Raw genomic sequence first — 26,880 nt, 5'->3', positions numbered from 1 at the left:
TCAGGCTGGCGCCCGCTCGCCGCGAAAACTCAGCGCGGCGCAGCAGGCCCCGGCCAACGCCGCCGCTGCGGCCAGCCCGAAGGTGTGTGATGGCGTCAGCGTCTTCCAGGTCCAGCCCATCGCCAAACCGCCCAATGTGCCGCCCACGCCATACGATATGCCGGTGTAGAGCGCCTGCCCCCGCCCCTGCAGCGGGCCGGCGAACCAGTGCTGGAGCCGCTTGAGGCTGGCGCTGTGGTGCGCGGCGAAGGTCGCGGCGTGGAGCACCTGCACGACGGCCATCAGCCACACATACTGACCGAAGTAGCCGGTCATGCCGAAGCGAATCGCCGCCAGCACGAAGGTGCCGGCCAGGATCGTACGCAGCGCCAGCCGCGCGAACAACCGGCCCTGATAGAAGAAGAACACGATCTCCGCCACCACGCCGATCGTCCACATCGCCCCGATGGCGAGCTTGCTGTAGCCCAGTTGCGCCAGATAGAGCGAATAGAAGACGTAGAGCGCGGCGTGCGCGAACATCATCAGGAAGGCCGAGCCGAGGAACCACGCCACATCCGGCCGCCGCAGCAGCGGCAGCGCGGGCGGTGGACGCACGCGGGGGCCCTCGTCGGGCGCATCGCGCATGCCCATCACCACGATGGCGAACAGCGCCAGCGTGGCGCTGGCCAGCCACGGGAAGGCGACCATGCCGAAATGCTCGAACAGCGCGCCGCCTGCCAGCACGGCGCCGATAAACCCGACCGAGCCGAACATCCGCACGCGGCCGTAGCGGTGGTCGAAGGCGCCGTGGCGGCGCAGCGTGGAAATGGTCAGCGCATCGCCCAGCGGCGACATCGCGCTGGTGATCAGGTTGAGCCCGATCATCATCGCCATCATGCCGCCGTAGCTGTGCACGCCGGGCACCATCAGGAAGGCCAGCAACGCCGAGACAGCGGCCAGCCGCAGCAGCCGCACGCGCGTATGGAGGACATCGGACAGCCAGCCCCAGAGGTAGGGGCCGACGATGCGGCTCAACTGGAAGCACGCCATCAGCACGCCGATCTGCACCGGCGAGAAGCCACGGTCCGAGAAGAACAGGCTGACGTACGGCGAGATGACGCCTACATAGGCGTAGTAGCCGAGATAGAACAGCCCGAAGCGAAGATAGGTGGCCGGGTCGATCGACCCCGGCACGAAGGCGCGCTCCGGGGCGGCGTCAGCCGGGGCGCGGCCCAAGTCAGGACTGGTCGGGGGTCTGGGTCGGCAGCTGCGCCGCAATGCGCGGCGTCTCCACGCGCACATCGCCGCACTGGGCGCGGTGGCGCAGCGCGTGATCCATCAGCACCAGCGCCAGCATCGCCTCGGCAATCGGCGTGGCACGGATGCCCACGCACGGGTCATGGCGGCCAAACGTCTCCACCGTGGCCTGCTGGCCGGCCTTGTCGATCGACTCGCGCGGCGTGCGGATGCTCGACGTCGGCTTGATGGCCAGGGACACGGTGATGTCCTGCCCGGTGGAGATGCCGCCGAGCATGCCGCCAGAATTGTTCGACCGGAAGCCGTCGGCGGTCAGTTCGTCGCCATGGTCGCTGCCGCGCTGGGCCACGCTGGCGAAGCCGGCGCCGATCTCGACGCCCTTGACCGCGTTGATGCCCATCATCGCGTGGGCGATATCTGCGTCGAGCTTGTCGAACAGCGGCTCGCCCAGGCCTACTGGCACGCCGCTGGCCACCACCTCGATACGCGCGCCGACGGAGTCACCGTCGCGGCGCAGGGCATCCATATAGGTTTCGAGTTCCGGCACGATGTCCACATTGGGCGCGAAGAAGGGGTTCTCGGGCACGTGCTTCCAGTCCTGGAACGGCACTTCCACCTCGCCGAGCTGCGACATGTACCCGCGGATCTCGGTGCCGTACTGCTCGCGCAGCCATTTCTTGGCCACGGCCGCCGCCGCTACCACGGGGGCGGTCAGCCGCGCCGACGAACGGCCACCGCCGCGATAGTCGCGGATGCCGTACTTGTGCCAGTAGGTGTAGTCGGCGTGGCCGGGCCGGAAGGTCTCGACGATATTGCCGTAGTCCTTGCTGCGCTGGTCGGTATTACGGATCAGCAGGCAGATCGGGGTGCCCGTGGTCTTGCCCTCGAACACGCCAGAGAGGATTTCCACCTGGTCGGCCTCCTGACGCTGCGTCACGTGGCGTGAGGTGCCGGGCTTACGGCGGTCCAGGTCGCCCTGGATATCGGCTTCCGTCAGGGCAAGGCCCGGCGGGCAGCCGTCGACCACCGCGCCAATCGCGGGCCCGTGCGATTCGCCGAACGTGGTGACTGTGAAGAGCAGGCCGAGGGTATTGCCGGACATGATGGAAACCGCGCTGGAATTGGGGACGGCCTACATTGTAAGGCCATTGGCGGCCACCGTCGGCACCGCCTGGGTTTCGGACACCGGCGCGAACACCCCGCTGCCCACGAAATCGGGATAGAAACGCGCGCGCATCCGCGCCAGATAGGCGGCCAGATTGGCGTGCGCCGCCGCCGCGGTACGGATCGGCGTCTCGAACACGGGGCTGAGCAGGCTGGCGCTGAACGCGAACAAGGTGGCGTCGGCGCCGCATGGCGCATCGCCCATCAGATAGGGCTTGTCACCCAGGATGTTGGCGATGGCCGTCACGCCGTGGATCGCCATCGCCGCAGCCTCTTCGTCCGAATGCCGGCCCAGGCCCTGCGCCCAGAGCATCTGGCGTACGCGCCGCTTGACCAGCGTGGTCACGATCCCGCGCACCGGCGCCGGCACGCGCTGGAAGAACTGGGCCGGGCCGCGCTCGAAATTGGCATCGTCCAGCCAGCGCACCCGCGCCACGGCCCAGTAGAGGTTGTCCTCCATGAGCTTTTCCACCGCCCAGGCCACGCCGCGCTCGGCCTCGGACAGCCCCGCGTCGAAGTCCACGTGATAGGTCTTCTCGATATGCCAGCGGATCATCGTCGAATCCGCGACGATGCGCCCCATGTCGTCGAGGTAGGGCAGCTTGCCCTTGGGCGCGCGGCGCAGGTCGCCTGGCAACGTACGGTACGGCAGCCCTGCCAGCTTCAGCAGCAGTTCGGCCTTCATGACGAACGGGCTGGCATCCGGCAGGCCAAAGGCTGGGCCGAAGGTATAGAGCGTGATCATTGTCGTAGTTCGCTTATTTCCAGTCGCCCCGCAAGGCCAGCACCATCTGCTGGAGCCCTTCCGCCGATGCGGCCTCGGGCGCCACGGGTTCCCCCACCACGAGTTCGAGCCGGCTCAGGATGCCGCGCCGGAACGGGCGCGACATGGCCACTCCGCCCTTGCGAGAGAAGAAGCTGCCCCACAGCCCGCGCAGCGCCATCGGCACCACGGGCACCGGCGTGCGGCGGATGATCTGCTGCACACCGCCCTTGAACGGGTTGATCTCACCGGTGGCCGTGATCTTGCCTTCGGGGAAGATGCAGACAAGGTCGCCGTCCTCGAGCGCGGCGGCCACGGCGTCGTAGGCGCGCTGGAGCATCTTCGGGTCCTCGTGCGCTGGCGCGATCGGAATCGCCTTGGCCTGCCGGAAGAACCACGACAGCAGAGGCACCTTGAAGATCCGGTGATCCATCACAAAGCGCACCGGGCGCGGGCTGGCTGCCATCAGCACCACGGCGTCGGCAAAGCTCACGTGGTTGCAGACCAGCACGGCCGGGCCCTGCTCGGGAATCCGGTCGGCGTTGATGCGGCGCAGCCGGTAGATCGTATGGACCAGAATCCAGGCGATGAAGCGCAGCAGGAACTCAGGCACCAGCGTATAGATATAGAGGGCCACCACGGCATTGAGCAGCCCCACCACCAGGAACAGCTGCGGGATGCTGTAGCCAGCCAGCGCCATGCCCACGCCGAGCAGCGACGCCGCGATCATGAAGAAGCTGTTCAGGATGTTGTTCGCCGCAATGATCCGCGCCCGGTGCGTGGGCACGCAGCGGCTCTGGATCAGCGCATACAGCGGCACGCTGTAGAAGCCGCCGAACATGGCCAGCAGGAACAGGTCCGCCAGCACGCGCCAGTGGCGCGGATCGTCCAGGAAGCCGCCGATGCCGCTCAGCGTGGCGCCGGCCGACTGGCCGTGGGTGGCCAGGTACAGGTCCACGGCGAACACGGTCATGCCGATGGAGCCAAACGGCACGAGGCCGATCTCCACGGTGCGCCCCGACAGCCGCTCGCACAGCAGGGACCCCACGCCGATGCCGATCGAGAACATCGCCAGCAGCAGCGTGACCACGTTCTGGTCCCCGCCGAGCACGTCCCGGGCAAAGCTGAAGAAGGCCGTCAGGAACGTGGCGCCAAGGAACCAGAGCCAGGAAATGCCGAGCAGGCTCAGGAACACCACCCGCCGCTCGCGCGCGAGCATCAGGTTGCGCCACGTCTCGGTCAGCGGATTCCAGTTGATGCGCAGGTCCGGCTGGGGCGGCGGCGAAACCGGCACGCCCTGCGACACCACCCGCCCCGCCACGGCGATCACCACGCAGGCGATGCCCACGTAGAGCGGCCCCACCACGGCGCCGTCGCGCATCACCCCGGCCAATTCCCCGCCGATCAGCGTGCCGATCAGGATGGCGACGAAGGTGCCCATTTCCACCAGCCCGTTTCCGCCCACCAGTTCCTGCTGGTCCAGGTGCTGCGGCAGGTACGCGAACTTCACCGGGCCGAATAGCGTGGAGTGCAGGCCCATCAGGAATGTACCAAAGTACAACAGCGGCGCACTGTGCCAGGCAAACCCGGCCAGCCCCAGCACCATGATGGCGATCTCGAGCGACTTCACGAGCCGGATCAGCCGCGATTTCTCGATCTTGTCGGCAATCTGGCCGCTGGTGGCGGAAAACAGGACGAAGGGTGCGATGAAGATGGCCGAGATCAGGAACGCCGCGCTGCGCGCATCGACGCCGTCGAACAGGGCCGTGTGATAGGTCACCAGCGAGGTGAAGGCGACCTTGAAGACGTTGTCGTTCATGGCCCCGAGGAACTGGGTCCAGAAGAACGGCGCGAAACGGCGTTCGCGCAACAGGCGAAACTGACTGTGCTGGCTTTGCGGGCTGTGTTGGCTCATGCAGACGGAAGCGGGCGGAGGTCGCTCGGCGGACTTCGTGGACCCCGGAACCCGCCGGGGCATCAGTTCGCCGCCATCATGCCAACAGTCTGGAGTGCAGGCAATAAAACTTCTGTTAAATCGCCCCCGGCCCCGCCCGCCCGGGCCCCGCCGCGTTCAGTCGGGCTTCCGTCGGGTTTCAGTCAGTCTTTTCCTCGGGCCAGTCGCGGATATAGGCCTTGAGCATGCGGTTCTCGAACCCCTGCTCTTCCACCACCGCCTTGGCCACATCGTAGAACGAGATCACGCCCATCAGCGTGCGGTTGTCGAGCACCGGCAGGTAGCGGGTGTGGCGCTCCAGCATCATGCGGCGCACCTCGTTGACGTCCGTTTCCGGCGTGCAGGTCAGCGGCGCATCGTCCATGACCTTGCGGATGCTGTGCGTGCCGAGCGTGCCGTGGTTGGCCGCCAGCGTCTCGATCAGCTCCCGGAAGGTCAGCATGCCGACCAGATCGCCGTATTCCATGACCACCAGCGAGCCGATGTCGTGCTCGGCCATGGTGTTGATGGCCACCAGCAGGGACGCATCCGGCGTGACGGTGTAGAGCGTGTTGCCCTTGATCTGCAGGATGTCGCTGACTTTCATGGTGGTGTCTCCGCTGCCCGGGTGTCTAGGCTGGTTCTGGTCTGTGGCCAGAGTTGGCCGATGCGGCGATCCTACCCAAACCGCCGTCTCTCGTAAAGGCGGCAAGTCTCAGCCAGTCTCATTGCGTTTTCAGAATCCTCCCCATTGCCAGGGCGGCGCACGGTGCTACGATGCCGGACGGAGACAACCTGCCGCCCACAACAGCCACTACAAGCGAACTCACCATGTCCGGTACCCGATTCGACACGCTGGCCCTGCACGCCGGCGCCGCCCCGGACCCCGCCACCGGGGCCCGCGCCACACCGATCCACCTGACCACCTCCTTCGTGTTCCGGGACAGCGAGCACGCCGCGTCGCTATTCAATATGGAGCGCGCCGGGCACGTGTATTCCCGCATCAGCAACCCCACCGTGGCGGTGTTCGAGGAGCGCGTGGCGGCCCTGGAGAACGGCGCCGGGGCCATCGCCACGGCATCCGGCCAGGCCGCGCTGCACCTGGCCGTGGCCACGCTGATGGGCGCCGGCTCCCATATCGTGGCGTCCACGGCGCTCTATGGCGGCTCGCACAATCTGTTGCACTACACGCTGCGGCGCTTCGGCATCGAGACCACTTTCGTCAATCCGCGCGACATCGACGCCTGGCGCGCCGCCATCCGCCCCGAGACGCGGCTGCTGTTCGGCGAGACACTGGGCAACCCGGGCCTCGACGTGCTCGACATCGAAACCGTGGCGCAGATCGGCCAGGACCACAAGATCCCGCTGCTGGTCGACTCCACCTTCACCACGCCCTACCTGCTGCGCCCGTTCGACCATGGCGCCGGCCTGCTGTACCACTCGGCCACCAAGTTCCTGGGTGGGCATGGCACGACGATCGGCGGCGTGCTGTCCGAAGGCGGCACGTTCGATTTCGAGGCTTCGGGGCGTTTTCCGGAGCTGTCGGAGCCCTATCCGGGCTTCCACAACATGGTGTTTACCGAGGAAAGCACCGTGGCGCCGTTCCTGCTGCGCGCCCGGCGCGAGGGCCTGCGCGACTTCGGCGCCTGCATGAACCCGATGGCGGCGTGGCAACTGCTCCAGGGCATCGAGACACTGCCGCTGCGCATGAGCCGGCACGTGGACAACACCCGCCGCGTGGTGCAGTTCCTGGCCGGGCACGCGATGGTCGAGTCGGTGGCCTATCCGGAGCTGGAGTCCCACCCCGACCACGCGCTGGCCAAGCGACTGCTGCCGCGCGGCTGCGGGGCAGTGTTCAGCTTCAACCTCAAGGCGAACCGCGCGGCCGGCCAGCGCTTCATCGAAAACCTGACGCTGTTCTCGCACCTCGCCAATGTTGGCGATGCGCGCTCGCTGGTGATCCATCCCGCCTCCACGACACACTTCCGCATGGATGCCGACGCCCTGCGCGCGGCCGGCATCGGCGAGGGCACGATCCGGCTGTCGATCGGGATCGAAGACCCGGATGACCTGATCGACGACCTGAAGCGCGGCCTGAAGGCTGCCGAGAAAGCCATGGGAGGAAAAGCCTGATGGAACTGACCGTCTCGGGCCACCCGGCCTATGCCTATACCGGCGGCAAGCCGTTCGATGCCGCCCTGCCCTGCGCCGTGTTCGTGCACGGCGCGCAGAACGACCACAGCGTCTGGGCGCTCCAGACACGCTGGTTCGCCAGCCATGGCTTTGGCGTGCTGGCGGTGGACCTGCCCGGCCACAACCGCAGCCAGGGCGCCCCGCTGACCCGCGTGGAAGACATGGCCGACTGGGTCATGGCGCTGGTAGCCGCCGCCGGCGTCAAGGTGCCAGCGCTGGTCTTCGGCCACAGCATGGGATCGTTGATCGCCCTGGAGTGCGCTGTGCGTCACCCCGAGGCCGTGCGCGCCATCGGGCTGCTGGCCACGGCCTATCCGATGAAGGTGTCTGATGCCCTGCTCGATGCCGCACTCCACCGCGAGGACGAGGCCATCGCGATGGTCAACCAGTGGTCGATCTCCAGCCTCGCCAGCAAGCCGTCATCCCCCGGGCCCGGCGCCTGGATGCATGGCGGCAGCCAGCGGCTGATGGAGCGCGTGGCGGCGCGCAACCCGGGCGCGCACGTGTTCCACAACGATTTCTCGGCCTGCAACGCCTACGCGCACGGCGAGGAAGCGGCCGCCGCCGTGACCTGCCCGGCGGTGTTCGTGATGGGGTCGAAGGACATGATGACGTCGCCGAAAGCCGCGCAGGCGCTGGCTGGCCGGATGCGCAACGCCACCCTGGTCACGGTGCCGAGCGGCCACGCGATGATGGGCGAGAAGCCGGACGAGGTGCTCGATACGCTGGCCGCCTTCGCGCGCAAGGTCGTGGCGAGCACCTAGACTGGAACCATAACAACACCGAACCCGGAGACGACCATGGCGCAAACCCACAGCCGCGAATTCGAGAGCTTTGCCGCGTTCTATCCGTATTACCTGAACGAGCACCGGGACCGGACCTGCCGCCGGCTCCATTTCGCAGGCTCGACGCTGGCGCTGGCCTGTCTGGCGGCGCTGGTGGTTACCGGCAACGCGTGGTGGCTGCTGGGTGCAGTGGTGTCCGGCTATGCGTTTGCCTGGGTGGGCCACTTCGGGTTCGAGAAGAACCGGCCCGCTACGTTCCGGCACCCGTTCTACAGCCTGATGGGCGATTGGGTGATGTACGCGGACATCCTGCGCGGGCGGATTCCGTTCTAGCCGGGAACTGGCCCGCGCGCCGGGGTCAGACCTGCCCGTGCCAGCCGGGCGGCACCACCTCGAGCGTGCGGCGCTGCGGGCCGCCTTCGTCCCCGGTATCGCCGCTGGCTCCCGGCGCCTCGTTGGCGGCCGGCGTCAGCAACTGCTGGCGGAACACGGCCTCGAGCGGCTGGTCCAGCTGGGGGTTGTCGAGCATCGACCGGAGCAGGTCCACGCCCTGCAGTTGCTGCGCCAGCGCCGTGCGCGGCAGGCGTGCCAGGTTCAGCACAAGGCGGTCGTACAGCGTGCGCAGCGTCACCTGCGACGGGTCGCAGAGCAGCGCCCAGTGCGCCTGCCCGCGATCCTGCTGGAGCTTGCCCACCAGGTGCAGGGTCTTGAGCTTGGCCAGCAGGCTGGCCAGATAGTCGGCCTCCATCCGTAGCTTGCGGCCCATGTCGAGTTCGCCCACGCTGCGCGGCACCTCGTCCCGGGCACGGTAGAGCAGCAGCAGGATACCCAGCGCGTCGAAGAACTCGCTGCCGGCGAAGGTGCGGCGGCGCCAGTGGCCTTCCCGGATCACGGGCAGGTTGGCGGCGATGGTCGCCCCGAGCAGCGTGACCAGCCAGCTCACGTACATCCACAGCAGGAACAGCGGCAGCACCGCGAAGGTGCCGTAGACCGCCGTGTAGGTCGGAATATGGGTGATGAAGTAGCCGAACACGCGCTTGGCCACCTCGAAGGCCACGGCGGCCACCACACCGGCCACGATGGCATCGCGCCAGTCCACATAGGCGTACGGCACGGCCATATAGAGGAAGGCGAAGGCCAGCGCCGAGAGCATCACCGGCACGGTGCTGACCATCAGCCCCATACCCATCGGCATGGATCCCACGTAGCCCATCGACACCGAAATCAGGTAGGAACTGACCGAGAGACTGGCGCCGATCAGCACCGGGCCCAGCGTCAGCACGGCCCAGAACACGAGCACCCGCTGCGCCAGCGGCCGGCGCCGCTTGACGCGCCAGATGGCGTTCAGCGCGTCTTCCACGGTCAGCATGGTCAGCACCGAGGTCACCATCAGGCCCGCCAGACCCAGCGCGGTCAGCCCGCGCGCGCTCTTGGCGAACTGGCCGAGGTAGCGCGAGACCGAATCGCTGATATTGCCGCCCGGAATCAGGTTCTGGAACAGGAAGGACTCGATCTGGCCCCGGAAGTCCCGGAACACCGGAAATGCGGCCAGCAGCGCGAACGCCACGGTCAGCACCGGCACCACGGCCAGCACGGTGGTGAAGGTCAGGCTGGCGGATACCTGGGGCAGGCGGTCCTCGCCGGCGCGGCGCAAGGCGTAGCGCGCAAGCGCGCGCACCTTCTGCAAATTCCACTCCCTGCGCAGGCGGGCGATACGTGCGGCGGTCATGCGGGGGCTAGCTCCTGAGTCTTATAGCGGGGCCCAACTATAATACGCGCATTGTTTCGCGGTGCCGGTCCGGGCCGCCCCCTCCCGATCCACGACTGAACACCCGACTCCGCGATACCTTGGCCGCCCTTCCCATCCTGGTCCTGTACTACAGCCGTCACGGCAGCACCCGCAAACTCGCCGAACTGATCGCCACCGGCATCGACAGCGTGCCCGGCGCCCAGGCGCGGCTGCGCACCGTGCCGCCGGTGTCCACCGTCTGCGAGGCCACCGCGCCCGACATCCCGCCCGAAGGCGCCCCGTACGCCGAGCTGCGCGACCTGGAGGAATGCGCCGGGCTGGCACTGGGCAGCCCCACGCGGTTCGGCAATATGGCCGCGCCGATGAAGTATTTCCTCGATGGCACCGTGGCGCAGTGGCTGTCCGGGGCGCTGTCCGGCAAGCCCGCCTGCGTGTTCACGGCCACCGGCAGCCTGCACGGCGGGCAGGAAACCACGTTGCTGTCGATGATGCTGCCGCTGTTCCACCACGGCATGCTGGTCATGGGGCTGCCCTATTCGGAACCCGGCCTGATGACCACCACGGCCGGCGGCACGCCCTACGGCCCGAGCCATTACGCCCACGTGGACAACCGCGGCCCGGTCACCGACCAGGAAGCCGCGCTGGCCACGGCCATGGGCCGGCGCCTGGCCGAGACCGCGCTGAAGCTGGCCGGAGGGTCACGATGACCGCTCCGATGACCGCCCGGCCCGTTGGCAGTGACGGCGACCTCCACAGCCCGGCGCTCTGGCGCGTCAGCGTGGCCAGCCTGCTGGCGCTGGTGGCGCTCTGCATCGCCTGGGAGTGGTTCCTCGCCCCGCTGCGGCCCGGCGGCTCGTGGCTGATCCTCAAGTTCGTCTTTCTGCTACCGGTGCTGCGCGGCGTGCTGGCGCGCAACCGGTACACGATGCAGTGGTCGTCGATGTTGATCCTGCTCTATTTCACCGAAGGCATCGTGCGCGCCACCAGCGACCGCGCGCCGTCGTCGCTGCTGGCCTGGGCCGAGGTGGCCCTCACGCTGGTGTTCTTCTTCAGCACCATCCTCTACCTGCGCCCGTACAAGCGCCGCGCGCGGGCACGGCAGCAAGCCATCCAGCCCCCCTCCCCCGACACCCGACCATGACCGCTCCGCACCTGGATTCGTTCCTCGACCTCTGCCGCGCCGCAGTGGGCCCGCAACACGTGCTGACCGAGGCCGCCGACAAGGCCCCCTACCTGACCGACTGGCGCCAGCGCTACACCGGTGACGCCGTGGCCGTGCTGCGCCCCGGCAGCACCGAGGAAGTGGCCGCGCTGGTCCACGCCTGCCACGCCCACAAGCTGGCCGTGGTGCCGCAGGGCGGCAACACCGGCCTGTGCGGCGGCGCCACGCCCGAGGCTGGCCCGGCCGCCGCGGCCGGCGTGGTGGTGCTGTCGCTGCAGCGGATGAACCGGGTGCGCCATGTGGACCCGCTCAACAACACGATTACCGTGGAAGCCGGCGTGATCCTCCAGCAGTTGCAGGATGTGGCGCGCGAGCATGGCCGCCTGTTCCCGCTGAGCCTGGCGGCCGAGGGCAGCTGCACGATTGGTGGCAACCTGTCCACCAATGCCGGCGGCACGGCGGTCCTGCGCTATGGCAACACGCGCGAGCTGTGCCTGGGGCTGGAGGTGGTGACGGCAAGGGGCGAGGTCTGGGACGGCCTGCGCGGCCTGCGCAAGGACAACACCGGCTACGACCTGCGCGACCTGTTCATCGGCGCCGAAGGCACGCTCGGCATCATCACGGCGGCGGTCATGAAGCTGTACCCGCTGCCCCGGGCGCGCGTCACGGCACTGGCGGCGGTGCAGAGCCCGCGCGCCGCGCTGGCGCTGCTGGCCATCGCCCAGTCCCACGCCAGCGCCATGCTCACCGGCTTCGAGCTGATGTCCGCGATGTGCATGGACCTCGTGCGCAAGCACTATCCGCAGTTGCGCTACCCCTTCACGGCGGCCACCGACGCCCATCCGCAGCTGGTGCTGCTGGAACTGTCCGACAGCGAGGGCGAGGCGCACGCCCGGGCCATCTTCGAGACGATGATGGAAGCGGCCTTCGAGGCCGGCGTGGTCACCGACGCCGTGGTGGCCGAGTCCGTGCAGCAGTCGCGCGATTTCTGGAACCTGCGCGAGCACATCCCGATGGCGCAGGTCGAGGAAGGCAAGAACATCAAGCACGATATTGCCGTGCCGGTCTCGCGCGTGGCGGACTTCATCGAGACCACCGACGCGCTGGTCCAGGACGCCTTCCCGGGCGCCCGCATGGTCACCTTCGGCCATCTGGGCGACGGCAACCTGCACTACAACGTGTCCCCGCCGGTGGGGGTGGATCACGAGCAGTTCCTGATCCATCAGGACGCCATCAACCTGATCGTCCACAACAGCGTGCAGTCGCACAACGGGTCGATCTCGGCCGAGCATGGCCTGGGCCAGCTCAAGCGCGAGGAGAACCGGCGCTACAAGAGCGAGGTGGAACTGGGGATGATGCGCGCCATCAAGCAGGCGCTGGACCCGCAGGGACTAATGAATCCGGGGAAGGTGCTCTGACCCGCCCGGGTCTTCATCGTCATCGGTATCATCCAGATCGGGCAGCGCGCCGGGGGTCTCGAACAGTTGGTCGCACAGCGCGCGGCCCTCGGCGGTCAGCCGGGCGGTGCCCCGCCCTGACTCGTCGATCTCGGCCTCGGCCAGATCGGCCTCGGCCAGTTGCGTCAGCACGCGCCGCAGCACGCTCATCTGCACTGCCGCGCGCTTGCTGAGGCGGGCCAGCGAGAGCGCCCCGCCGCCGGGCGCCCGCGCGGCCTGCCACAGGGCACCGAGGATGCCGGCCAGTACCGGATCGAGCGTGTCCTCATCGGCATTGTCTTCAGTTTGATTCATGCGCTTGTCTCCTTGCCGGGCGCCGCTTCTGCGAGCGACGTCACCAGTTTGCCCAGCGTCACCACGGCCGCTTCCACCTCGGCCGACCATGCGCTGCTGTAGTTAAGGCGGATGTAATGCGTGTACGTGGGCACCGGCGAGAAGATGTGCCCCGGCGCCACGGTAATCCGCCGCTCCAGCGCCGCGTGATACAGCGCCATGGCGTCCACGCCCTCGGGCAACTCCACCCAGAGCACGTAGCCGCCGGCCGGCCGCGACACACGCGTGCCGGCCGGAAAGAAGCGCCGCACCGCCGCCGCCATGATATTGGCCTGCTGTGCATAGGTCTTGCGCACGCGCCGCAGGTGGTAGTCGTAGCCGTCGTTCTTCAGGAATTCGGCGATGGCCAGCTGGGGAATCGCCGGCGTGGTCAGCGTGTTCAGGAACTTGAGCCGCTCCACCTGATCCCGGTAGCGCCCCGGCAGCGCCCAGCCGATGCGGTAGGCGTTGGTCAGCGTCTTGGAGAACGACGAGCAGTGCAGCACGATGCCAGCCTTGTCGTAGGCCTTCAGCGAGGTGGGATGCACATCGCCGTAGTACAGCTCGCCATAGACATCGTTCTCGATGACCGGAATGTCGCGCTCGGTGAGCAGTTTGACGAGTGCCTGCTTGCGTTCGTCCGACATCTGGAAGCCGAGCGGATTCTGGAAATTCGGCATGACCATGCAGGCAGCCACGGACCGCTCGTCGAACAGGCGGGCCAGCGCCTGCACGTCGATGCCTTCCACGGGGTCCGTCGCCACCTCCACGGCGCGCATGCCTAGCCGCTCGATGGCGTGCAGCATCGCATAGTAAGTCGGCGATTCCACGGCGATGGTGTCGCCCGGCTTGGCCACCGCCTGCAGGCACAGGTTGATGGCCTCGGTGGCGCCAATCGTCACGATGACCTCGTTCGGGTCCACCGCCTGGCCGTTTTCCAGGTAGCGCCGCGTGATCTGACGGATCAGTTGGGGCGAGCCGGGCGGCAGGTCGTCCAGCAGGCTCCACGACTCGTAGCGCTTGCCGATGGCGTTGGCGTACTGGATGATCCGCTGCCACGGGAACAGCTTGGCGTCGGGATAGGGGGAGCCGAGCGGGACGGCGTCGTCGGCGCGGATCGAGCGCAGCGTGGACAGCACCAGCGCGCTCACGTCCACCGGCGACGGGCGGGCCGCCGGGCGGGTCGGCTGGAGGTCGATGGCCGGCTCGCCGGGCCGGGCGCGCACGAAGTAGCCGGACTGCGGCCGGCTCTCCAGCATGCCGCGCGACTCCAGCAGCAGATAGGCCCGGATGACCGTGGTAATGCTCAGGCGATGATGCTGGGCGGCCTGCCGGACCGACGGAATTTTCTCGCCGGGCAGCAGCACGCCTTGCTGCACCAGCGCCTCGATCTCGGCCGCGAGCTTTTCATACAGGGTCACACCGCCAACCTTTCGCCACGTCAGGGTTCATCGGAACGCTGGCGGGGGGGCGGGGTTGCCCTATTCAGTCACCGTGGTCACCGCGGCCGCCGCTGCCAGCGGCTCAGATCGTAATACGGATTGGGATTGTCCGGGCGGCGACGTGTATTCGACGAAGCCTTCCTGACGGCAGAAGCTCAGCAGCCGCAGCCCGGCCTGCTCGGCGATGCGGATGGCGAGCGAGGTGGGCGCCGAGATCGTCGCCAGCATCTGGATATGCATGCGCGCGGCCTTGCGCACCAGCTCGTAGCTGGCGCGGCTGGAGAGGAACACGAAGCCCTCGTCCATCACCACGCGGCGCCGGGCCAGGTGGCCGATCAGCTTGTCCATGGCGTTGTGCCGCCCCACGTCCTCGAAGGCGTGGAGCACCTCGCCATCGGGCCCGCACCAGGCAGCGGCATGCACGCCGCCGGTGGTGCGCATCAGCATCTGGTGGGCCGGCAGGCCGGCGGCGGCGCGCTGGATGACCTCGCGCGACGGCACGATGCGATGGCGCGGCACCGGCATCGGCACGGGCTGGAGGTCCAGCAGTTGCAGGCTCTCCACGCCGCACACGCCACAGCCGGTGCGGCCGGCCAGCGAGCGGCGGCGGTCCTTCAGCGCCATGAACGCCCGCTGGCTGATTTCGATGCGGACCTCGATGCCGCTCATGCCATCCAGGCCATCGGTCCCGCAAGCCGGCTGCACCTCGACATCGTAGATCTCCTTGATACTGTCCACGATGCCTTCGGTCAGCGAGAACCCGACCGCGAACACTTCCAGGTCCAGCGGCGTGGCCATCATCACGGCATGGGAGATGCCGTTGTAGACCAGCGCCACCGGCACTTCCTCGGCTACGTAGTCCAGGTCGACCGTGCGGGCGTCGCCCTTGTGACGGGCGACCTGCCGCTGGGCGTAGCCCAGTTCCGCCTCGCTCATGCCGCTGCTTGCGCCGACGTTTGCACCGAGGCGGCCCGGGCCAGCAGCACCGGGATCGACTTCGAGGTGGGCGTGCCCGAGCGGTCGCCGATGCTTTCCAGCGGCACCAGCGGATTGGTTTCCGGGTAGTAGGCGCCCAGGCAGCCGGCCGGGATGTCGTAGTCCACCAGCAGGAAGTCCCTGGCATGGCGCGTCACACCGTCTTCCCAGACGCTGGTGATGTCCACGCGCTCGCCCTCGGCAAACCCCAGCCGCGCGCGGTCCGCCGGGTTGATGAACACCACCCGGCGCAGGCCGAACACGCCGCGATAGCGGTCATCCAGCCCATAGATCGTGGTGTTGTACTGGTCGTGCGAACGCGTGGTCATCATCACCAGCAGGTCGTCGCCGTAGCGGGCGCGGGCGCGCTGGATCGGGGTGTCCTTGTCGATCGCATGGACCAGGAACTGGGCCTTGCCGGACGCGGTGCGCCACACGCGGTTGCGCGAGGCCGGCGTCAGGTGGAAGCCACCCGGCTGCGCCACGCGCTCGTTATACCGCTCGAAGCCCGGGATAACCTTTTCGATGGCATCGCGGATGCGCGCGTAGTCCTGCGCGTACCAGTGCCAGTCCACCTTGTCCGAACCCAGCGTGGCGGCGGCCATGCCGGCCACGATGGCGGTCTCGGACCGCAGCTCCGGCGAGGCCGGCTTGTTCATGCCGTAGGAGATATGGACCATGCAGACCGAATCCTCGACGGTCACGCCCTGCGCCACGCCGTTCTGGAGGTCGATCTCGGTGCGGCCGAGGGTCGGCAGCAGCAGCGCGTCCTTGCCGATCACGAGGTGGCTGCGGTTCAGCTTGGTCGCGATATTCACGGTCAGGTCGCACTGGCGCAGCGCTTCCCAGGTGCGCGGCGTGTCCGGCGTGGCGATCGAGAAATTGCCGCCCAGGCCGATAAACACCTTGACCTTGCCGGCCAGCATCGCGTTGATGGCGGCCACCACGTCCTGGCCGTGCGCGCGCGGCGGCTCGAAGTCGAACGCGGCGCCCAGGCGGTCCAGGAATGCCTCGTCCGGCTGTTCCTCGATACCCATCGTGCGGTCGCCCTGCACGTTCGAATGCCCGCGCACCGGCATCAGCCCAGCGCCGGGGCGGCCGATATTGCCGCGCAGCATCATCACGTTGGATAGCAGCTGGATGGTGCTGACCGAGTTTTTGTGCTGTGTAATGCCCATGCCCCAGCAGGCGATGGTGCGCTCGCTCTTGACGTAGACGTCCGCCAGCGCGTCGATGTCCTCGCGCGGGACGCCCGATTCGGCCACGATGTCGGCCCACGATTCGGCGCGCAGGTCGGCCGCGAAAGCCTCGAAGCCGGCCGTGTGCTCGGCCAGGAAGTCCACGTCCACCACGCGCTTGCTGCCCGTGGCGATGGCTTCGTCATCGAGCTCGATCACGCGCTTGCCGAGGCCCTTGATCAGCGCGAAGTCGCCGGCCAGCTTGGGGCGGACGAACATCGTCGCAATCTTGGTGCTCTGCCCGGTCACCATCTCGGAGACGTGCTGCGGGCTCGTAAAACGCTGAAGTCCGCGCTCCTTGAGCGGGTTGATCGACACGATGGCCGCGCCACGCTTGGCGCAGTCGCGTAGCTCGTTGAGCATGCGCGGGTGGTTCGTCGCCGGATTCTGTCCAAAAACGAGGACGGCGTCGGTCAGCTGGAAGTCGTCCAGCAGCACCGTGGCCTTGCCCACGCCCACCGTCACCGGCAGGCCACGGCTGGTGGCCTCGTGGCACATGTTCGAGCAATCCGGAAAGTTGTTGGTGCCGACCATGCGCACGAACAGCTGGAACAGGAAGGCGGCCTCGTTGCTGGCGCGGCCCGAGGTATAGAACGTGGCGGCGTTGGGGTCGTCCAGCTGGTTCAGATGCCGGGCGATCAGCTGGAACGCGTCCTGCCAGGCCACCGGCTGGTACTTGTCGGTGGCGGCGTCATAGACCATGGGGTGGGTCAGGCGGCCGTGCTGCTCGAGTTCGAAATCGGACTGGGCCATCAGCGCCGTCACGGTGTGCTCGGCAAAGAACGCGGGGGTCACACGCTTGCTGGTGGCCTCGGCGGCCACGGCCTTGACGCCGTTTTCGCAGAATTCGAAGGTCGAGGCGTGCTGGCGGTCAGGCCATGCGCAGCCGGGACAGTCGAAGCCGTCCGGCTGGTTCTGCTTGAACAGGGTCTTGTACTTGCCGCCGGCAACCTTCTCCTTGATCAGGTTGACAGCGACTTGCTTCAGGGCGCCCCAGCCGGCGGCCGGGTGCGTGTAGGGGGCAACATGCCCCTTCTCTGGGGTAGGGATACTCATCGGGGGCGACTCGCAATCAAGTGCTCGGAGCGCGGCCCGGTTATCCGTGATGTCGGCGCATCCGCAGCGATTAATGCAGACTAGGCGCGATTGATGAGTGAAGGGACGTACAGAACACCTGCGCGCGGAAGAGTACAGTTTGCGCCATCGCGGTGCAGCAATGCAAAACTGTACTTAGGTGTTAGCGGGCGCTACCCCGGTATGGCACGCCTGTATTGGATCGGCTCAGTCCGGCTGCTGCGGCGTGCTGCTGAGGATGTCTTCCAATTGTGCGCTCATCGGGATGTTCAGCCGCTCCCCGGTGGGCAGCCGGCTCAGGAACCACTGCCTGTAGAGCCGCTCCAGTTCGCCCGTGGTGATGAGGTCGCGCACGGCGCGGTCCACCACCGCCGCGAACTGCGGATCGTCCTTGCGCAGCATGATCCCGTAGGGGTCGTAGGACAGGAAATCGCGCGTCACATCGAACTGCTTGCCCGCGCCGGACTTTGCCAGGAAGCCGTAGAGCAGCACGTCGTCGCCGGCGTAGGCATCGGCGCCGCCGTGGCGCAGCACCTCGAAGGCATCGGCATGGTCGCGCGCCCGGATCACCTTGAGGTTCAGGGCGAAGCGGGTGGAGAGCTTCTCCAGCGCATCGGCATTGGTCGTGCCGGCGGTGGCCACCACGGTCTTGCCCTTGAGGTCGCGGAAGGTCTTGATGGCGGAGCCGCGCGGCACCATCAGCTTGGTCCCGGCGATAAAGATCACCGGCGAGAACGCCACCATTTTCAGCCGCTCGGCGTTGCGCGTGGTGGAACCGCATTCGAGATCGACCTTGCCCGAGGTGACGGCATCGAAGCGGTTTTCCGAGGTCACCGGCACCCACTGGATGGCGAGGTCACGCCCCACCTCCGCCGCTGCGGCCTGGACGATGGCCGTGCAGACGTCGATGGAATAGCCGATCGGCCGCCGCGCCTGGTTCAGGTAGGAGAACGGCAGCGATGATTCCCGGTAGCCGATGATCAGGCTGCCGGTGTCCTTGGCCTTGCGCAGCGTGCCGGATAACTCGCCGGTGTCCTGCGCGACGGCGGCGCCAAGACAGGCGAGCCAGCACACGGCCGCCGCCGCCGCGCCGGCCAGCCACCTGGGCGCACCCCGGGACAGAAGAGAAGGACGGGGGATGGACATGGCATCAGGCCTGTGCGGTCCCCGGCTTGTGCAGTGGTGGCCCGCCGCCTTCGTCCACGCCGCCCTCGCTACCTTCACCCCGATCCCCGAGCGTGGATTCGCTCGACAACTGCCCTTCCCACTTCGCCACCACGGCCGAGGCAATCGAGTTGCCCACGGCATTGGTGGCCGAGCGGCCCATGTCGAGGAACTGGTCCACGCCCATGATCAGCAGCAGCCCCGCCTCGGGGATGTTGAACTGGTTCAGCGTGGCGGCAATCACCACAAGTGACGCACGCGGCACCCCCGCCATCCCCTTCGACGTCAGCATCAGCAACAGCAGCATGGTGATCTGGGTGGCCAGCGGCAGGTGGATGTCGTACGCCTGGGCGATGAACAGCACGGCGAAGGTGCAGTACATCATCGACCCGTCCAGGTTGAACGAGTAGCCCAGCGGCAGCACGAAGCTGGAAATCTTGCGATTCACGCCGAAGCGGTCCAGCGCGTCGAGCATCTTCGGATACGCCGCCTCCGAACTCGCCGTGGAGAAGGAAATCAGGAACGGCTCGCGGATCAGCCGGATCAGGGAGACGATGCGGCGGCCCAGGAACGCCCAGCCGGCCAGCGCCAGCAGCGCCCACAGCACGAACAGCGACAGGTAGAAGCTGCCCATGAACTTGGCGAAGGTCAGCAGGATGCCCAGCCCCTGCGTGGTCACCGTGGAGGCAATCGCCGCGAACACGGCCAGCGGCGCCATCCACATCACGGCGCCGGTGATCTTCAGCATCACCTGTGCGAGGTCTTCGATCACCCCGGCCATGCGCGCGCCGCGCTCGCCCAGCGCGGCCAGCGCCGTGCCGAAGAAGATCGAGAACACCACGATCTGCAGGATCTCGTTGTTGGCCATGGCCTCGGCCACGGATTTCGGCACCAGATGCGCGATGAAGTCCTTGAGCGTGAAGGCGTTGGTCTTGAGATTGGTGGCGGCGCCCACGTCGGGCAGCGGCAGGCCGATGTTGATGCCGGGCTGGAGCACCGTGGCCATGATCAGGCCCAGCGTCAGCGACACCAGCGAGGCCGTGATGAACCACGCCAGCGCCTTCACGCCCACACGGCCCACGGTGCTGGCGTCCCCCATGTGGGCGATGCCCATGACCAGCGTGGAGAAGACCAGCGGCGCGATGATCATCTTGATCAGCCGCAGGAAGACATCGGTGATGACGGAGATGTAGCCGGCCACATCCTTGGCCAGCTTGGGGTCGGGAAAGGCCGTGTGGCACGCGTAGCCGACCACGCCGCCCAGGATCATCGCAATGACGATGTAGGTCGTGATACTGGACTTCTTGCTCATGACGACTCCTTGGGCTGCCGCATCGAACAGGTCCTGCGCCGGGGCCGGCACTTAACGATAGAACGCGGATGCGAAATGCCCAAATACGAAGTCACGCGGATGGTGCATGTGGACCGGACAGCACCCGGCTACCGGGTGTCAGGAACCGGTCGCTGCCCCATCCAGACGTCGAGATAGCGCGCCATCAGCGCGCGATCGAGCCGGGGAAAGGCCAGCCCGCCGGCCACCGCCAGGGCGCGAGCCGTATGCGTGGCGTCGTAGCGCGGCATGCCCTCGTAGACTTCCCAGCGGGTGAGCCGGCCGTAGACCGGTTCCGTCAGCAACGGCAGCAGCGGCCGCAGCGGATTGCCTGCCAGATCGGCCGAGTCTGCCAGCCGTTGCAGCCAGTCGGCATACGGCAGTGACTGCAGCGGATAGCCGCAGGCGCGCAGCATGCCGAAGAACGCGAAAATCGCCTCGCTGACCCCGGGCCAGCGCAGCAGGTCGCGCAGCAGGAACGCGCCGAGGAAGCCGGTCGCGCCGGTGAGGAAGACCCGGCCCCCGCCCGCGCCGCACCACGGCGCCGGCGGGCCGAATACTGGGCCCGATACGGGACCGGACACGAGGCCGATATCGTCGGGCAGCCGGGCATCGGCCAGCAGGCGCGCACGCTCGGCTGCGCCGCTGCCCGCCTGGGCCTCGTCACCCCCGCCCTGCCCGTGGCGCTGGAGCCAGGTGGCCAGCTTCGCCGGCGTCGGGGCGTCGTAGAGGGCCTGCACCGGCAGCGGGCGGCCCAGCCGCTCGCCGAGCAGCAGGATCAGGCTGGCGGCCTGAAGCGAATCGCCGCCGAGCGCGAAGAAGTCGTCATCGTCGGCCACGCTGTCCAGATCGAGCGCGCACCGCCAGGCATCGCGCAGCATCGCCTCCGTGGTTCCCCGCACCGCCATCGCTTGGGGGTGCGAATCATGGAGCGAATCATGGAGCGGGTCATGGAGCCGGTCACGGAGCGCGCGCCGGTCCACCTTGGCCAGCGTGCCGTCCGGCCGCCACGCGCCGAGATCGCCGGTCCGGTACAGCCTCAGCGGCCTGCCTTCGGCCAGGTGATCGACCTCGACAAAGCGCTCGCGCGTCAGCGCAGGACGCTGCCAGTACCCACGCGCCAGCCCCGCGCCGCCGAGATGGATCTCGCCGATCTGGCCTGGCGACACCGGCTGCCGGTCGCCATCGAGCACATGGACCACGGTGTCGTCGATGGCCTGGCCGATCGGGATCGCGCCGGTCTCTGCGTCATGCAGCGTGATGGCGTGACAGGTGGCGAAGGTCGTGCATTCCGTCGGGCCGTAGGCGTTCAGCAGCCGGGCCGGCGGCGCGCTGCGCAATACCGCGCCAATCGCCTGGGCGTTGAGCGCTTCGCCGCCGACCAGCAGCGTACGCAGCGTGGCGAACGCATCGGGGCACGCGTGCACGGTATGGTTGAACAGCGCGCTGGTGATGAACATCGTCGTCACGCCTTGCGCGCGCAGGCTATGCCGGAAAGTGGCGGGGTCGATACAGGTCTGCCGGGGCAGGAACACCACGGTGCCCCCGTTCAGCAGCGCCCCCAGGTCTCGAACAGGGCGGCGTCGAAGGTGGGATTCGCAATGGCCGCGATCCGGTCGTCGGCATTCAGCGATACATAGCGCGGTTGCCAGGCCAGCCGCACAATGCCACGCGCCAGGATCTCCACGCCCTTCGGCTGGCCGGTGGTGCCCGAGGTGTAGAGGACATGGGTCCGATGCGCGAGACCCGCTGCCGGCATGGCGATGCTGCCGGCGGCCTCGGCCCCCGGCGTCAGGTAATCGGCCGGGCAATCGGCCAGGCAATCGGCCAGGCAATCGGTCAGGCAATCGGCCACCGCGCCCAGGCGGGCGCGATCGCCGGCCGTCGACACGGCGATCCGCACGTCAAGGTCGTCCAGCATCAGGCGAATCCGTGCGTCGGGCGCATCGGGATCCAGCGGCAGGCAACTCCCGCCCGCGCGGACCCGGGCATCGAGCGCGGCATAGGACACGTGCCGCCCGCCGTAGACCAGCGCGATGGCGTCAGGCCGCTGCCTGACCCGACGGCGGAACCATGCGTCCAGGCCACTTACCTCGGCAGATGCATCCATCTTCGCCCCCTGGCAATTCAGGCCAGCGAGTATAGATCCGCTTCGGCTGCATGATCGCGACCTCTGCGGTGTCAGTCACGCCGCAGTCATGCACGGCGCAGCGGCTGACAAGGAGAAGAATCAGTGCACCCGGGTCGGTGTGGCGGATGGCGCCGGTGCCTCCCGCGGCGCCGCGTGCTTGAGCGAGCCGTAGCGGTTGGCGTAGAGCCAGGTGAATTCCGCCCCCAGCAGGAAGATCTGCGCGGAGTAGTAGACCCACATCAGCAGCACCACCAGCGAGCCGGCCGCGCCATAGCCGGACGCCACCCCGCTCTTGCCGATGTAGAGCCCGATCAGGAACTTGCCGATGCTGAACAGCACGGCGGTGACGGTGGCGCCGAGCCAGACGTCCGGCCAGCGCACGGCGGCGTGGGGCATGATCTTGTAGATCATGGCGAAGACGACGGTCACCAGCGCCACGCTGACGAGCAGGTCGAGCGCATGGCCGAGCAGTTCGCCGTCGAACAGCGGCCCCCACACCCGCCCCAGCGCCGCAAGCCCGGCGCTGGCCAGCAGCGAGACAATCAGCAGGAAGCCAATGCCCAGCACCATCCCGAAAGACAGCAGCCGCGCGCGCAGCAACGCCAGAATGCCGGACGCCTTCTTGCGCTCCGGCACCTGCCAGATACGGTCCAGTGCGCTCTGTAGTTCGGCGAACACCGTGGTGGCGCCAATCAACAGCGTCACCGTGCCGACCAGCGCGGTCAGCGTGCTCAGACCGGGGTCGCTGAGCGCGAGGAGCATGTTCTCGATGGCCGCCGCGCCTTCCGCGCCGATCAGCCCGGTGAACTCGCTCATCACCGCGCCGCGCGCCGCCTCGGCACCAAACACCATGCCGGCCACCGAGATCACGATCAGCAGCAGCGGCGCGATCGAGAACACCGTGTAGTAGGCCAGCGCGGCGCCCATGCTGGGCGCGTAGTCGTCCATCCACGCGGTCACGCTGTCGCGCATCAGGCCGTAGGCCTGACGGAGGGAGATGGGTCGCCAGCGCATCGCCGCGCCTGTTCCGTCGATCTACTTCTTCGGCTGGTCCTGCCCCACCGGTACCGGCCCTTTGCCCGGCACATCCTTCACGAGGTCGGACGTGGCCCAGTCGCTGCCGTGGTCGCGCGGCTTTTTCTGGTCCCGGTTGTCTTCGCCATAGTGCGGCGGCCCCGAGGCGGGGTCGCGCGGCGTGCCATCGGGCCAGACGCCGCCGTCGCTGCGGCGGTGCACGCTGTGCGCATCGCCGTGTTCGGTGAGTTTCCCATCGGCTGGTTTGGTCATTTTCGTCTCCGGTCATGGCATAGCGGAACCAAGAGAAGCGAATTCCATACCCGGCCCCGGGACACGGCCCAGCACCACCGGGCGGGTTGCGGGCAAGCCGCCAACCGGCAAAAACTACACACCCGCCCGTACGCCGCCTATATTGGAATGTATCCAATCCATCACAGGAGACCTCGATGCGCTTCCCTTCGCGCTGGATGCAAGCCGATCTGCCACGTGCTGCCGCCACTGCCGCCACTGCCGCCATGCTGCTCGCGCTGGCGGCGTCCGGAGTGGGACTGAGCGGATGCTCGACCGCGCCCGCGGACCCGGCCGCCAACTCGGCGACCCCCTCCGCCCAGCAGACGGACGCCCTGCCCTCCTGGCGCGACGGCCCCGCGAAGCAAGCCATCGTCAAGTTCGTCTCCGACGTGACGCGCCAGGGCTCGCCCACCTACGTGCCGCCCGAGCAGCGCGTGGCCGCCTTCGACAATGACGGCACGCTGTGGAGCGAGCAGCCACTCTACTTCCAGTTCTTCTTCCTGCTCGATCAGGTCAGGGCCGCCGCGCCCCAGCATCCGGAATGGCGCAACAACCCGGCCTTCAAGGCCCTGATGGCCAACGACCTGGCCAAGGTGATCGCCAACGAGAAGCAGCTGCTGCAGTTGATTGCCGTCGCCAACAGCGGCATGAACGTGGACGACTACGACAAGACCATCCGCAACTGGATCGCCAGCGCGCGCCACCCGAAGTTCAATCGGCCCTACACCGATCTGGTCTACCAGCCGCAGCTGGAGCTGCTGTCCTACCTGCGCGCGAACGGCTTCAAGACGTATATCGTGTCCGGCGGGACCATCGAGTTCATGCGGCCCTGGGTGGAGCAGGCGTACGGGATTCCGCCCGAGCAGGTGGTCGGCTCGACGCAGGCGGTGCGCTATGGCATGTCCAACGGCAAGCCGGCGCTGGTGCGTGACCCGAAGCTGGAGTTCATCAACGATGGCCCCGGCAAGCCGGTTGGCATCTATCGCCATATTGGCCGGCGGCCGATCCTGGCCGTGGGCAACTCGGATGGCGACTTCCAGATGCTGGAATACACCACCACCGGCGACGGCCCGCGTCTGGCCGTGCTCGTGCATCACGACGATGCCGAGCGGGAATTCGCCTACGACCGCGCGTCCAAGATCGGCAAGCTGGACAAGGCGCTCGACGCCGCCAAGGTGCGCGGCTGGACCGTCATCAGCATGAAGCAGGACTGGCAGGCGGTGTACCCGAAGCGATAGGCTTAGCGCCCCGCGCGCCCTGCCCGCTACGGCATGATCCCGATGTAGCGCCCGCGCGGGCGGATCACCTGCCCCACCCCCAGTTGCTCCAGGCTGTGCGCCAGCAGGCCGATGCTGCGCGCCGTGGCGAACATGGCGAACGCGGCGTCGTCCGGCAGGCGGTAGTGGATGACCAGCGCCGCCAGCGCCACGTCGATATTGGGCTGCAGGCCGGTCAGCCGGGTGGCTTTCTCGATAAAGCGCGTGATGACGTCGGGCGGATCGAACAGGGCCAGCAGCGCCACCGCCCGTGGGTCCCCATCGGGATAGAGGTGATGGCCGAACCCGGCCAGCGGCAATCCGGTGGACAGGTAGTGGGCAATCACCTGATCCTCGCCCAGCCGCTCCACCTCGTTGAACAGCGCCTTGACCCGGCCGGACGCATCGCCGTGCAACGGCCCGGACAGCGTGGTCAGCCCCGCCAGCAGGCAGGCCGGCAGCGAGGCGCCCGTGGACGCCGCGATCCGTGTTGCGAAGGCCGAACTGGTCAACTCATGGTCCACCAGCAGCACCATCGCGGTCCGCAGCAGATCCGCCACCTGCGGCGACTGCTGCCAGCCCTGCGCAAAGCGGAGGTGCAAGGGCTGCTGCCCCGCCTGCGCGCCAAAGGCGTTGGCCAGCTGGCCCACCAACTCCTGCGCTTCCAGATGCAACACCCGCGTCATGCGCCCATGCGTGGAATGGCCCGTGGCCGCCAGCGTGGCCAGCGTGTTGAACGCCGTCACGCGCCCGGGCTCGGTGACGCTCGCCGTCGATGAGAAATCGACGGGCTGCTCGGCGTCCCAGAGCAGGTGCGCCACCTCTTCCAGCGTGGCCGACCCGGCCAACGTCACGGCGTCCTGCCCCCGGTAGTACAGCCGCTCGCGCACGAAGGTCGAGAGTGCGGTGGGGATGCTCGGCTCCGCGCCGAACAGCGTGTTGGTGGCCAGCGTCTCGTGCTTGCGCCCGGCCTGCTTGCGCCGGGCGAGGCCGGCCACATCCTCGGCCCGATAGAGGCTGCGCCGCGTGTCGGCAGGGTCGGACATGACCTCCAGCTTGCCCCGGCTGACATAGGCATAGAGCGTTTGCGGCCGCACGCCAAGTCGGCTGCACGCCTCGTCCATCGATATCCAGGTTCCCATGTTGACGCTTCCCGTGCGAATTTATATTGATTTTATATATCAATCTTGCCTCGTGAATCAACTATTACATACCATGCATCCATCAACAACCCCCCAGCCTCACGCACATGAAGCCGCAAATCCTCCAGCTGAACCCGATCCTGATCCCGGCGGCCAATGACGAACTGGCCAGCCGCTACGTGGTGCACAAGTACTTCGAGATTGCCGACCAGGCGGGCTGGCTGCGCGAGCACGGCGCGTCCATCCAGGCGGTGATCACCGGCGGCCACACCGGGATCTCGCGGGCGATGCTGGAACAGCTGCCGGCCCTGAAGGTGGTCGCCGTCAATGGCGTGGGCACCGATGCGGTGGACCTGGCCTACTGCCGCGAGCGCGGCCTGGCGGTGACCGCCACGCTGGGTGCGCTGACCGAAGACGTGGCGGATCTGGCCATCGGCCTGCTGATTGCCGCCTGCCGCAATATCTGCGCGGGCGACCGCTTCGTGCGGGACGGCCAGTGGGAACTGCATCCGCAGCCCAGCGCCATTCCGCTGGCGCGCCGGTTCAGCGGCATGCGCGTGGGCATCGTCGGCATGGGCCGGGTCGGGCGCGCCGTGGCCACGCGGGCGGCGGCGTTCGGCTGCCCCATCCGCTACACCGACCTGCGCGCCATGGACGACGTGCCGCACACCTTCGTGGCGAACCTGCTGGATCTGGCCCGCGAGAGCGACGCGCTGGTGCTGTGCGCCGCCGCCGACAAGGCCGAGGGCATCATCAATGCCGCCGTGCTGGAAGCGCTCGGCCCGCAGGGCTACCTCGTCAACGTGGCGCGCGGCCGGCTGGTCAATGAAACGGATCTGGCCGATGCCATCGCCGCCGGGCGTATCGCGGGCGCGGGCCTCGATGTGTTCGTCGACGAACCGCGCGTGCCGCTGGCGCTGCGCCAGTCGGACCGCACCACGCTGCAGGCCCACCGCGCCAGCGCCACCTGGGAGACGCGCGGCGCCATGGTGCAGATGGTGCTGGACAGCGTGGCGCAGGGGCTGGCGGGCGAGCGTCCGGCCATGAGCCTGACCACCTGAGACC

Annotated in this window: 24 protein-coding genes and 1 pseudogene; 8 read left to right on the top strand and 17 right to left on the bottom strand. The window is 67.9% G+C overall.

Annotated elements, in window-relative coordinates; all coding sequences use genetic code 11:
• From KHO18_RS06880 to KHO18_RS06860, 5 genes are all read right to left on the bottom strand, one after another.
• Entirely contained in the window at nucleotides 1-1,215 is a 1,215-nt protein-coding gene (locus KHO18_RS06880) for an MFS transporter (RefSeq protein WP_244844595.1), read from the bottom strand.
• A gap of 1 nt (nucleotide 1,216) precedes the next feature.
• Entirely contained in the window at nucleotides 1,217-2,338 is a 1,122-nt protein-coding gene (gene aroC, locus KHO18_RS06875; RefSeq protein ID WP_144195902.1) for a chorismate synthase, read from the bottom strand.
• A 30-nt stretch (nucleotides 2,339-2,368) separates the two neighbouring features.
• The gene (locus KHO18_RS06870) at nucleotides 2,369-3,145 is read right to left on the bottom strand and encodes a glutathione S-transferase C-terminal domain-containing protein (RefSeq protein WP_211942940.1); all 777 of its coding nucleotides are present in this window, start codon (nucleotides 3,143-3,145) and stop codon (nucleotides 2,369-2,371) included.
• Nucleotides 3,146-3,158: 13 nt separating this feature from the next.
• The gene (locus KHO18_RS06865; protein WP_144195906.1) at nucleotides 3,159-5,078 is read right to left on the bottom strand and encodes an MFS transporter; all 1,920 of its coding nucleotides are present in this window, start codon (nucleotides 5,076-5,078) and stop codon (nucleotides 3,159-3,161) included.
• Nucleotides 5,079-5,256: 178 nt separating this feature from the next.
• The gene (locus KHO18_RS06860; RefSeq protein WP_092292758.1) at nucleotides 5,257-5,703 is read right to left on the bottom strand and encodes a CBS domain-containing protein; all 447 of its coding nucleotides are present in this window, start codon (nucleotides 5,701-5,703) and stop codon (nucleotides 5,257-5,259) included.
• Nucleotides 5,704-5,927: 224 nt separating this feature from the next.
• Here KHO18_RS06860 and KHO18_RS06855 point away from each other — a divergent pair, with 224 nt between their 5' ends.
• From KHO18_RS06855 to KHO18_RS06845, 3 genes are read left to right on the top strand one after another with little or no spacing between them, the layout of a single operon-like run.
• Entirely contained in the window at nucleotides 5,928-7,229 is a 1,302-nt protein-coding gene (locus KHO18_RS06855; RefSeq protein WP_144195908.1) for an O-acetylhomoserine aminocarboxypropyltransferase, read from the top strand.
• Nucleotides 7,229-8,053: an alpha/beta fold hydrolase gene (locus tag KHO18_RS06850; protein WP_211942939.1), complete on the top strand. Its 825-nt coding sequence runs from the start codon at nucleotides 7,229-7,231 to the stop codon at nucleotides 8,051-8,053. The genes KHO18_RS06855 and KHO18_RS06850 overlap by 1 nt, the downstream gene beginning before the upstream one ends.
• Before the next feature lie 36 nt (nucleotides 8,054-8,089).
• Complete coding sequence (locus KHO18_RS06845; RefSeq protein WP_211942938.1) at nucleotides 8,090-8,407, top strand: Mpo1-like protein; 318 nt, start codon at nucleotides 8,090-8,092, stop codon at nucleotides 8,405-8,407.
• 25 nt (nucleotides 8,408-8,432) lie between these two features.
• Here KHO18_RS06845 and KHO18_RS06840 read toward each other — a convergent pair whose 3' ends face one another.
• Complete coding sequence (locus KHO18_RS06840) at nucleotides 8,433-9,803, bottom strand: YihY family inner membrane protein (RefSeq protein WP_144195914.1); 1,371 nt, start codon at nucleotides 9,801-9,803, stop codon at nucleotides 8,433-8,435.
• A 119-nt stretch (nucleotides 9,804-9,922) separates the two neighbouring features.
• Here KHO18_RS06840 and wrbA point away from each other — a divergent pair, with 119 nt between their 5' ends.
• From wrbA to KHO18_RS06825, 3 genes are read left to right on the top strand one after another with little or no spacing between them, the layout of a single operon-like run.
• Complete coding sequence (gene wrbA, locus KHO18_RS06835; RefSeq protein WP_244844592.1) at nucleotides 9,923-10,531, top strand: NAD(P)H:quinone oxidoreductase; 609 nt, start codon at nucleotides 9,923-9,925, stop codon at nucleotides 10,529-10,531.
• Nucleotides 10,528-10,965, top strand: coding sequence for a DUF2069 domain-containing protein (locus KHO18_RS06830; RefSeq protein ID WP_244844590.1), 438 nt, complete (start codon nucleotides 10,528-10,530; stop codon nucleotides 10,963-10,965). The genes wrbA and KHO18_RS06830 overlap by 4 nt, the downstream gene beginning before the upstream one ends.
• Nucleotides 10,962-12,404: an FAD-binding oxidoreductase gene (locus KHO18_RS06825; protein ID WP_144195916.1), complete on the top strand. Its 1,443-nt coding sequence runs from the start codon at nucleotides 10,962-10,964 to the stop codon at nucleotides 12,402-12,404. The genes KHO18_RS06830 and KHO18_RS06825 overlap by 4 nt, the downstream gene beginning before the upstream one ends.
• Here the strand turns inward: KHO18_RS06825 and KHO18_RS06820 are convergent.
• The 10 genes and pseudogenes from KHO18_RS06820 to KHO18_RS06775 form a co-directional block, all read right to left on the bottom strand.
• Nucleotides 12,378-12,737 (bottom strand): helix-turn-helix domain-containing protein, encoded by a 360-nt coding sequence (locus KHO18_RS06820; protein ID WP_244844589.1) that lies wholly within the window; start codon nucleotides 12,735-12,737, stop codon nucleotides 12,378-12,380. The genes KHO18_RS06825 and KHO18_RS06820 overlap by 27 nt on opposite strands.
• Complete coding sequence (locus KHO18_RS06815) at nucleotides 12,734-14,176, bottom strand: aminotransferase-like domain-containing protein (protein WP_144195918.1); 1,443 nt, start codon at nucleotides 14,174-14,176, stop codon at nucleotides 12,734-12,736. The genes KHO18_RS06820 and KHO18_RS06815 overlap by 4 nt, the downstream gene beginning before the upstream one ends.
• A gap of 60 nt (nucleotides 14,177-14,236) precedes the next feature.
• Nucleotides 14,237-15,133 carry a formate dehydrogenase accessory sulfurtransferase FdhD gene (gene fdhD, locus KHO18_RS06810; RefSeq protein WP_144195920.1) on the bottom strand — a complete coding sequence of 299 codons (897 nt, stop codon included), beginning with the start codon at nucleotides 15,131-15,133 and terminating at the stop codon, nucleotides 14,237-14,239.
• Nucleotides 15,130-17,466: an FdhF/YdeP family oxidoreductase gene (locus tag KHO18_RS06805; protein WP_144195922.1), complete on the bottom strand. Its 2,337-nt coding sequence runs from the start codon at nucleotides 17,464-17,466 to the stop codon at nucleotides 15,130-15,132. The genes fdhD and KHO18_RS06805 overlap by 4 nt, the downstream gene beginning before the upstream one ends.
• A gap of 225 nt (nucleotides 17,467-17,691) precedes the next feature.
• Entirely contained in the window at nucleotides 17,692-18,630 is a 939-nt protein-coding gene (locus KHO18_RS06800; protein WP_144195924.1) for an amino acid ABC transporter substrate-binding protein, read from the bottom strand.
• A gap of 4 nt (nucleotides 18,631-18,634) precedes the next feature.
• Entirely contained in the window at nucleotides 18,635-19,960 is a 1,326-nt protein-coding gene (locus tag KHO18_RS06795) for a dicarboxylate/amino acid:cation symporter (protein WP_244844587.1), read from the bottom strand.
• A gap of 128 nt (nucleotides 19,961-20,088) precedes the next feature.
• Nucleotides 20,089-20,859 carry a phosphopantetheine-binding protein gene (locus KHO18_RS28410; RefSeq protein ID WP_244844602.1) on the bottom strand — a complete coding sequence of 257 codons (771 nt, stop codon included), beginning with the start codon at nucleotides 20,857-20,859 and terminating at the stop codon, nucleotides 20,089-20,091.
• A gap of 285 nt (nucleotides 20,860-21,144) precedes the next feature.
• Nucleotides 21,145-22,088 (bottom strand): annotated as a pseudogene (locus KHO18_RS28405) (AMP-binding protein); the annotation flags it as partial.
• Between the two features lie 120 nt (nucleotides 22,089-22,208).
• The gene (locus tag KHO18_RS06780) at nucleotides 22,209-23,123 is read right to left on the bottom strand and encodes a YihY/virulence factor BrkB family protein (RefSeq protein ID WP_144195928.1); all 915 of its coding nucleotides are present in this window, start codon (nucleotides 23,121-23,123) and stop codon (nucleotides 22,209-22,211) included.
• 21 nt (nucleotides 23,124-23,144) lie between these two features.
• Entirely contained in the window at nucleotides 23,145-23,396 is a 252-nt protein-coding gene (locus KHO18_RS06775) for a hypothetical protein (protein WP_211942935.1), read from the bottom strand.
• A gap of 197 nt (nucleotides 23,397-23,593) precedes the next feature.
• Here KHO18_RS06775 and KHO18_RS06770 point away from each other — a divergent pair, with 197 nt between their 5' ends.
• A complete protein-coding gene (locus tag KHO18_RS06770; protein WP_211942952.1) occupies nucleotides 23,594-24,655 on the top strand; it encodes an HAD family hydrolase in 1,062 nt (353 codons plus the stop codon).
• Between the two features lie 26 nt (nucleotides 24,656-24,681).
• On the opposite strand, the gene KHO18_RS06765 is transcribed toward KHO18_RS06770, so the two are convergent.
• Nucleotides 24,682-25,815, bottom strand: a complete 1,134-nt coding sequence (locus tag KHO18_RS06765) for a citrate/2-methylcitrate synthase (RefSeq protein ID WP_244844585.1) — start codon at nucleotides 25,813-25,815, stop codon at nucleotides 24,682-24,684.
• Nucleotides 25,816-25,922: 107 nt separating this feature from the next.
• On the opposite strand from KHO18_RS06765, the gene KHO18_RS06760 reads away from it, so the two are divergent.
• Nucleotides 25,923-26,876 (top strand): 2-hydroxyacid dehydrogenase, encoded by a 954-nt coding sequence (locus tag KHO18_RS06760; protein WP_211942934.1) that lies wholly within the window; start codon nucleotides 25,923-25,925, stop codon nucleotides 26,874-26,876.
• The last annotated feature ends 4 nt before the right edge of the window (nucleotides 26,877-26,880 follow it).

The sequence above is a fragment of the Cupriavidus campinensis genome (assembly GCF_905397395.1).
GTDB lineage: Bacteria > Pseudomonadota > Gammaproteobacteria > Burkholderiales > Burkholderiaceae > Cupriavidus > Cupriavidus campinensis.
Note: the sequence above shows the minus strand (reverse complement) of the source record. Positions and strands in the feature narration are given on the sequence as shown.